This window comes from Corynebacterium sp. MSK204 (assembly GCF_030229885.1).
Lineage (GTDB): Bacteria > Actinomycetota > Actinomycetes > Mycobacteriales > Mycobacteriaceae > Corynebacterium.
In genome coordinates, this window is record NZ_JASPGQ010000021.1 from 21,336 (window position 1) to 28,671 (window position 7,336).

Here is a 7,336-nt window from a genome sequence, read left to right on the forward strand (position 1 = left end):
CCATGATTGGGGTGAATGTCACAAAATGATGGTGGCGAAAACGTTAATTTTCGCTACTGTGGTCTGTGTAACTAAATTGGGTGGGCCGTAGCACCGGTCTACTCGTATATGAAGGAGGATGACAGTTGTCCGATAGAATCGCATACGCCCCGTTTGAGAAGCTCGTAGTTTCTGCAGAGGAGGCTGCGAAGTACGTCAACAATGGTGACCGCGTAGGAATCTCCGGCTTCACCGGTGCAGGTTACCCCAAGGGTTTGCCTACCGCCATTGCAGATAAGGCGAAGGCGCTGCACGACAAGGGCGAAGAGTTCAAGATTGACCTCTTCTCCGGTGCTTCTACCGCCCCTGACTGCGACGGTGTTTTGGCAGAGGCAGAGGCTATTAGCTTCCGCTCCCCATACAACTCCGACCCGCTGCTGCGTAAGCAATTCAACGACGGCACCGCGCTCTACCAGGATATTCACCTGTCCCACCTGGGCCAGCAGGTAGAAGAGGGCTTCTATGGTGACTTCCAGGTAGCCATCATCGAGGCCGTACGCATTACCGAGGAAGGCAATATCGTGCCCTCCTCCGCAGTGGGCAATAACCTCGAGTTCGTCGAGGCTGCAGACAAGATCATCATCGAGATTAACGAGTGGCAGTCCGAGAACCTTGAGGGTATGCACGACATCTACCGCATCGACAAGCTGCCTAACCGCCAGCCCATCCCGATTAACAAGCCGGGCGACCGCATTGGTACCACCTACATGGAGATCCCGGAGGAGAAGGTCGTGGCAGTTGTCAAGACCAACTCGGCCGACCGTAACGCTCCATTCCGCGAGCCGGACGAGACCTCTGAGAAGATCGCCGCTAACTTCATCGAGTTCTTGGAGGGCGAGGTTGCCGCAGGCCGCCTCGAGTACGACAAGTTCATCATGCAGTCCGGCGTGGGTAACGTGCCGAACGCCGTGATGGCGGGCCTTCTGGACTCCAAGTTCGAAAACATCCAGGCATATACCGAGGTTATCCAGGACGGCATGCTGGACCTTATCGATGCCGGCAAGATGACCGTGGCTTCTGCAACCTCCTTCGCGCTGTCGCCGGAGTACGCAGAAAAGATGAACGCGGAAGCAGACCGCTACCGCAACCACATCATCCTGCGCCCGCAGCAGATTTCTAACCACCCTGAGGTCATCCGCCGCGTCGGCTTGATTTCTTCCAACGGCATGATCGAGGGAGATATCTACGGCAACATCAACTCCACCAACGTGTCCGGTTCCCGCATCATGAACGGCACCGGTGGCTCTGGTGACTTCACCCGTAACGCGTACATCTCCACCTTCGTGTCCCCATCCATCGCGAAGGATGGCGCCATCTCCGCTCTGGTTCCGTTTGTGTCCCACACGGACCACACCGAGCACGACACCATGGTCATCATCACCGAATACGGTGTGGCTGACCTGCGTGGCTTGGCTCCAAAGCAGCGCGTTGAGAAGATCATCGCCGTGGCTCACCCGGACTACCGTCCGCTGTTGGAGGAGTACTACGAGCGTGCGAAGGAAAACAAGTTCCAGCACACCCCGCACGACTTGAAGACTGCCTTCGATTTCCAGGTTAACTTCATGGAAAAGGGTGACATGCGCGGTTAATCTCCACCGCCATGGCAAAGGAGGGCCTCCCGGCTGGGAAGCCCTCCTTCTGCTTTGTTTGGATACTCTCAGGCGAGGGGTGAATTAGGAGATCTAAAAGTCAACACGCTAATATAGAGCGACGTTGGGCCTTTAGCTCAGTTGGTAGAGCTACGGACTTTTAATCCGCAGGTCGTGGGTTCGATCCCCACAGGGCCCACATCAGGAGCCGCCTTCGGGCGGCTCCTTTTCTAGTTTTTCACGAGCTTCTTAATGGCGTGCATAGCCTCCGCTAGCTTCTCCTTAGCCACCTCGCCGTCCTCGGCCGCTGCACCGGCCACACAGTGCTCTATGTGGTCTTCTAAGAGCGCGAGAGAGACGTTCTCTAGCGCGGATGTCACCGCCGAGATTTGGGTGATGATATCGATGCAGTATTGGTCCTCATCGACCATGCGATGAATCCCGCGCGCCTGGCCTTCGATGCGCTTCAGGCGCGCCAGATAACGCGCTTTGCTCTTACTATCGGCGTTGTATCCGTGGATATCCGGCTCGTGGCAGGAACAGGTTTTCTGCTGCTCAGACATGGTTAAAACTCCTTCTGGGGGAGCGATTTTGTTTCTTGGTGATGTCTCCAGTATATTTCTAGAAGTCGCCAAGAAGCGACTGGCCCCCATCGTCTAGCGGCCTAGGACACTGCCCTTTCACGGCAGCGGCACGGGTTCGAATCCCGTTGGGGGTACCAACACCTTTGTGTTGGTACGAAATAATTTCTCATTTGGCCTTGTGGCGCAGTTGGTTAGCGCGCCGCCCTGTCACGGCGGAGGTCGCGGGTTCAAGTCCCGTCAAGGTCGCATTCTGAACAGTACACGCTTCGGCGGGTACTGTTCTTTTTTGGTTTTGCAGGCTGCTAGCTGATGCCACCTCAGCATCACTGGGGCATCAGCAAGCGGCGGAAAACGGCGTTGTAGTGCTGATTTGTGTTGTTTCTAGGCGCCTGTGTAAAGTAATTACCCGTGCCCAAGGGGCACACAAAACTGAAAATGGCCTTGTGGCGCAGTTGGTTAGCGCGCCGCCCTGTCACGGCGGAGGTCGCGGGTTCAAGTCCCGTCAAGGTCGCGGAAACCTTCGGGTTTCTGGCCAGATAGCTCAGTCGGTAGAGCACACGCCTGAAAAGTGTGGGGTCGCCAGTTCGATCCTGGCTCTGGCCACAACTATGGTCCCTCCTTATTATCAAGGAGGGGCCATTTTTGGTTTAATGGGGGACATGGAAAAAGCAATTTCTCATCAAACCGATTTGTCCCGTTTCGTGCTTACCGTTGATGGTGTGGAAGCGGGAATCTGCGAATACGTAGATTCCGGCGATACCCGCGAGTTCAACCACACGGTCATCGGGGACGACTTCCGCGGTCAGGGCTTGTCCTCCCCGCTGATTAAGGAGGCCCTCGATGAAACCCGGGCTGCCGGCATGAAGGTCATCGTCACCTGCTCTGCCGTGGCGCACTTTATGGACAAGAACCCCGAATACCAGGATCTGCTGCGCGGTTAAGCACAGCAAAAAGCGGCCCACACAAGACTGTGGGCCGCTTTTAGTCTATTTAGATGTAGTAGTCCGGATCCACGAGCTTGACCCGCTCATGCCTATATGAAGGCCGATTCTTGGCGGGGATGCCCACGGCGATGTGATCGGCCGGTACATCCTTCGTGACAACGGCATTGGCACCGATGGCGGAACCGGCCCCGATGGTGATGGGGCCTAAGACCTTGGCGCCCGCGCCGATGGTGACGTTATCTTCCACCGTGGGGTGGCGCTTGGTCTGGGTGAGCACCTGACCGCCGAGCGTCACGCCGTGGTAGAGCATGACGCCATCGCCAATTTCCGCGGTTTCGCCGATGACAATGCCCATCCCGTGGTCGATGAAGAAGCGGCGCCCGATGGTGGCGCCTGGGTGGATCTCGATGCCGGTAAAAAAGCGATTAATTTGGGCCAGGATGCGCGCAGGGCCCCGCAGGCCGCGCTTCCACAGCCAGTGGGACACGCGGTGCGACCAGATGGCGTGCAGGCCGGAATAGACGATCGCGTTTTCAACGTCGCCACGGGCAGCTGGGTCATGGTCGCGGGCATTGGCTAAATCTTCGCGGATATATTTAATAATGCTCATGCGGACTATAATACTGGTCACAAAAAGGCACCCGCCAAGCTTGACGGGTGCCTTTTATTCATGGACTAGGTTGCGGGGCTAGTTATGCCTCGCGGATGTCCTCGAAAAGAACGGTGGAAACGTAGCGCTCACCAAAGTCCGGCAGGACAACGACGATGGTCTTGCCCTCGAACTCGGGGCGCTCAGCCAGCTTCAGCGCGGCGGAGAGGTTTGCACCGGCGGAAATGCCAACCAGCAGGCCTTCCTCGGTAGCAAGGTCGCGGGAAAGCTTGATGGACTCCTCGAGGGAAGCGGTCAGGACCTCATCCAGCTGCTCGCGGTCGAGCACGTCCGGCACGAAGTTGGCGCCTAGGCCCTGGATCTTGTGCGGACCTGCCTGGCCTTCAGACAGCACAGGGGAGTCAGCCGGCTCAACGGCTGCGAGGTAAACGTCTGGGTTCTTGGACTTCAGATAGCGACCTGCACCGGTGATGGTGCCGCCAGTGCCGACGCCTGCGACGAAGGCATCGACATTGCCCTCGGCGTCGTCCCAGATCTCCGGGCCGGTGGTGGCCTCGTGGATCTTGGGGTTGGCCTCGTTAGCGAACTGGGAAGCCAAGATGGCGTTGTCGCGCTCGGCGACGATCTCGTTGGCCTTATCAACCGCACCCTGCATTCCGGCAGCGCCCGGGGTCAGGATGATTTCTGCACCGTATGCGCGAAGCAGGACCTTGCGCTCATTGGACATGGTCTCTGGCATGGTGAGGACAACGTCGTAGCCCAAGGTTGCGCCGGCCAGTGCTAGGGCAATGCCGGTATTACCGGAGGTAGCTTCAACGATGGTGCCGCCCGGCTTCAGGTCACCGGATTCCTCAGCGGCCTTGATGATGGCGAGGCCGATGCGGTCCTTCACGGAGTTACCAGGGTTAAAGGACTCCACCTTGGCCAGCACGGTGGCACCCTTACCCTCAGCCAAGCGGTTGATGCGGATAAGTGGGGTACCGCCGATGGTCTCTAGGACATTGTTGTAAATAGCCATTTATTAGGACTCCTTTGGGAATCATATTCGTGGTCAAATCAGGTACAAGCGCAAGGATACACTATTTAAGTAGACAGATTGGTATATTTATTACAGACAACCCATTCGGGCATGGAATGTGGGATTCACGGCCGCGGAGACGAAGGGACGATTTCGAATTACCCCCACTTGCTGTCTATAATTCCACGTAGTTACCCGCTGCTCCCCAAGTTTTCGGGGATATCGGGTGCACCTACTTGGTTACCCCCGACGAGGAAAGAGTCTCATGGAGTCGCATCGCCTCAAAGATGATGAAGAATCCGTACGCGCGGCACTGTCGTCTCTCAAAACCGCCACCGGAATCCCAGTGACGATGTACGCAACATTATTGGCGGATAATCGCCTGCAAATTACCCAGTGGGTGGGCCTGCGTACGCCGGCGCTGCAGAATCTGCTTATCGATGCCGGCGTGGGCGTCGGCGGGCGCGTCATCACCACCCGCCGCGCGGTGGGCGTATCGGACTACACGCGTGCCACCACCATTTCCCACGAGAACGACAGCGTAATCCAAGACGAAGGCCTGCACTCGATCGTGGCCGTACCCGTTACCGTGCAGCGTGAAATCCGGGGAGTGCTTTACGTTGGCGTACATTCCCCTGTGCGCTTGGGGGATAAGGTCATCGAGGAAGTAACGATGACGGCCCGGACCCTAGAGCAAGATCTCGCGGTCAACTCCGCGATGCGCCGCGCCGATGGCGGAAAGGGAGGTGCGTCCCGCGGCCATGCGATGAACGGTGCGGAATGGGAACAGGTTCGTTCCACCCACTCCAAGCTGCGCATGCTGGCCAACCGCGTCGAGGACGAGGAGTTGCGCAAGGAACTCGAGGCGCTCTGCGATCAGATGGTCTCTCCCGTGCGCGTGAAGCAATCAACCAAGCTTTCCGCCCGCGAGCTCGACGTCCTCTCCTGCGTGGCACTCGGCCACACCAACGTGGAAGCGGCGGAAGAAATGGGAATTGGTGCCGAAACCGTCAAGTCCTACCTACGCTCCGTGATGCGCAAGTTGGGGGCGCACACTCGCTACGAAGCCGTCAATGCCGCCCGCCGGATCGGCGCGTTGCCCTGATAACCGGTAGCGTAGAAAGCTGTGAAAGATCAGTTTATTGTTTCCGGCGGTGCCCGTCTTGCAGGCACCGTCAAAGTAGATGGCGCCAAAAACAGCGTCCTTAAGCTCATGGCCGCCGCGTTGCTGGCGGAGGGGACGACGACGCTGACCAATTGCCCAGAGATTCTGGACGTACCTTTGATGAAAAAGGTACTCGAAGGCTTGGGCTGCGAGGTGACAATCGATGGCAGCACCGTCCGCATTACTACCCCTGCGACGCCGCAATCGAACGCGGACTTTGATGCGGTTCGCCAATTTAGGGCATCGGTATGCGTCTTAGGCCCACTAACCTCGCGCTGCGGGCATGCAAAGGTTGCGCTGCCCGGTGGTGACGCCATTGGCTCTCGCCCGCTTGATATGCACCAGACCGGCTTGGAAAAACTCGGTGCCACCACCCGCATTGAACACGGCGCCGTGGTCGCTGAGGCCTCCGAGCTTCGCGGTTCCACCATCCGTTTGGACTTTCCTTCCGTTGGTGCAACGGAAAACATTTTGACCGCCGCCGTCTTGGCTGAGGGCACCACCGTCCTCCACAACGCCGCCCGCGAGCCCGAGATCGTTGACCTGTGCGAGATGATGAAATCCATGGGCGCCAATATCGAAGGCGAAGGCACCTCCGAGGTCACCATCCACGGCGTGGACCGGCTTAACCCAACGGAGCACGAGGTCATCGGTGACCGCATCGTGGCAGGCACCTGGGCTTATGCCGCAGCCATGACACAAGGCGATATCACAGTCGGCGGCATTGCTCCGCGCCACTTGCACCTTCCGCTGGAAAAGCTGAAGTCCGCCGGTGCAGAGATTGAAACCTATGAAAACGGCTTCCGCGTGCGTATGGATAAGCGCCCTACCGCTGTGGATTACCAGACGTTGCCTTTCCCAGGCTTTCCGACGGACCTCCAGCCCATGGCCATCGGCATTTCCTCCATCGCCGAAGGGACCACCGTGATCACGGAGAACGTCTTTGAATCCCGGTTCCGCTTCGTCGACGAAATGCTGCGCTTGGGTGCCGATGCCCAAGTAGACGGTCATCATGTGGTGGTGCGCGGAAAGGAGCATCTTTCCTCTACGCATGTGTGGAGCTCCGATATCCGCGCAGGAGCTGGCCTGGTGCTTTCCGCACTCTGCGCCGACGAAGCCACGACCGTTCACGATGTCTTCCATATCGACCGCGGCTATCCCCACTTTGTGGAGAACCTTTCACGGCTTGGAGCCACCATCGAAAGGACGCAGGAAGAAGAAATCTTCTAATTAACCTTTCCCCAGTATGCATTTTTGCGGTGTGTGCTGGGGATTTGTGTGTTTTCTGGAGTGGGGTGTAACTTTATCGAAGTCGCCGAGAGGTAGCCGGTTGGTTACTTGTGAGTGACTTTTTGTACTGGCTTGGTTCGAGGATTTGACTTGGTTC

Annotated in this window: 7 protein-coding genes and 5 tRNA genes; 9 read left to right on the plus strand and 3 right to left on the minus strand. The window is 57.8% G+C overall.

All coding sequences use genetic code 11. The annotated features are described in order from the left end of the window. Nucleotides 1-125 precede the first annotated feature (125 nt). Both scpC and QP908_RS10940 read left to right on the plus strand, forming a co-directional pair. Nucleotides 126-1,628 (plus strand): succinyl-CoA:acetate CoA-transferase ScpC, encoded by a 1,503-nt coding sequence (gene scpC / locus QP908_RS10935; RefSeq protein WP_284772270.1) that lies wholly within the window; start codon nucleotides 126-128, stop codon nucleotides 1,626-1,628. A gap of 126 nt (nucleotides 1,629-1,754) precedes the next feature. Next, nucleotides 1,755-1,827: transfer RNA gene (locus QP908_RS10940), tRNA-Lys, on the plus strand. A 31-nt stretch (nucleotides 1,828-1,858) separates the two neighbouring features. Here the strand turns inward: QP908_RS10940 and QP908_RS10945 are convergent. Further along, nucleotides 1,859-2,191, minus strand: a complete 333-nt coding sequence (locus QP908_RS10945; RefSeq protein WP_023023790.1) for a metal-sensitive transcriptional regulator — start codon at nucleotides 2,189-2,191, stop codon at nucleotides 1,859-1,861. Between the two features lie 82 nt (nucleotides 2,192-2,273). On the opposite strand from QP908_RS10945, the gene QP908_RS10950 reads away from it, so the two are divergent. The 5 genes from QP908_RS10950 (at nucleotide 2,274) to QP908_RS10970 (ending at nucleotide 3,153) form a co-directional block, all read left to right on the plus strand. Then, nucleotides 2,274-2,349: transfer RNA gene (locus QP908_RS10950), tRNA-Glu, on the plus strand. 35 nt (nucleotides 2,350-2,384) lie between these two features. Continuing rightward, nucleotides 2,385-2,458: transfer RNA gene (locus QP908_RS10955), tRNA-Asp, on the plus strand. A 191-nt stretch (nucleotides 2,459-2,649) separates the two neighbouring features. Next, nucleotides 2,650-2,723: transfer RNA gene (locus tag QP908_RS10960), tRNA-Asp, on the plus strand. Between the two features lie 19 nt (nucleotides 2,724-2,742). Next, a tRNA-Phe gene (locus QP908_RS10965) sits at nucleotides 2,743-2,815 on the plus strand. A gap of 56 nt (nucleotides 2,816-2,871) precedes the next feature. Beyond that, the gene (locus QP908_RS10970) at nucleotides 2,872-3,153 is read left to right on the plus strand and encodes a GNAT family N-acetyltransferase (protein ID WP_239268314.1); all 282 of its coding nucleotides are present in this window, start codon (nucleotides 2,872-2,874) and stop codon (nucleotides 3,151-3,153) included. Between the two features lie 49 nt (nucleotides 3,154-3,202). On the opposite strand, the gene epsC is transcribed toward QP908_RS10970, so the two are convergent. Continuing rightward, nucleotides 3,203-3,766, minus strand: coding sequence for a serine O-acetyltransferase EpsC (gene epsC / locus QP908_RS10975; protein WP_284772271.1), 564 nt, complete (start codon nucleotides 3,764-3,766; stop codon nucleotides 3,203-3,205). Nucleotides 3,767-3,848: 82 nt separating this feature from the next. Beyond that, a complete protein-coding gene (gene cysK / locus QP908_RS10980; protein WP_023023783.1) occupies nucleotides 3,849-4,784 on the minus strand; it encodes a cysteine synthase A in 936 nt (311 codons plus the stop codon). 265 nt (nucleotides 4,785-5,049) lie between these two features. On the opposite strand from cysK, the gene ramA reads away from it, so the two are divergent. Together ramA and murA are read left to right on the plus strand one after the other, a co-directional pair. Next, complete coding sequence (gene ramA / locus QP908_RS10985; protein ID WP_005279642.1) at nucleotides 5,050-5,889, plus strand: acetate metabolism transcriptional regulator RamA; 840 nt, start codon at nucleotides 5,050-5,052, stop codon at nucleotides 5,887-5,889. A 21-nt stretch (nucleotides 5,890-5,910) separates the two neighbouring features. After that, the gene (murA, locus tag QP908_RS10990) at nucleotides 5,911-7,179 is read left to right on the plus strand and encodes a UDP-N-acetylglucosamine 1-carboxyvinyltransferase (RefSeq protein ID WP_023023781.1); all 1,269 of its coding nucleotides are present in this window, start codon (nucleotides 5,911-5,913) and stop codon (nucleotides 7,177-7,179) included. Nucleotides 7,180-7,336 lie beyond the last annotated feature (157 nt).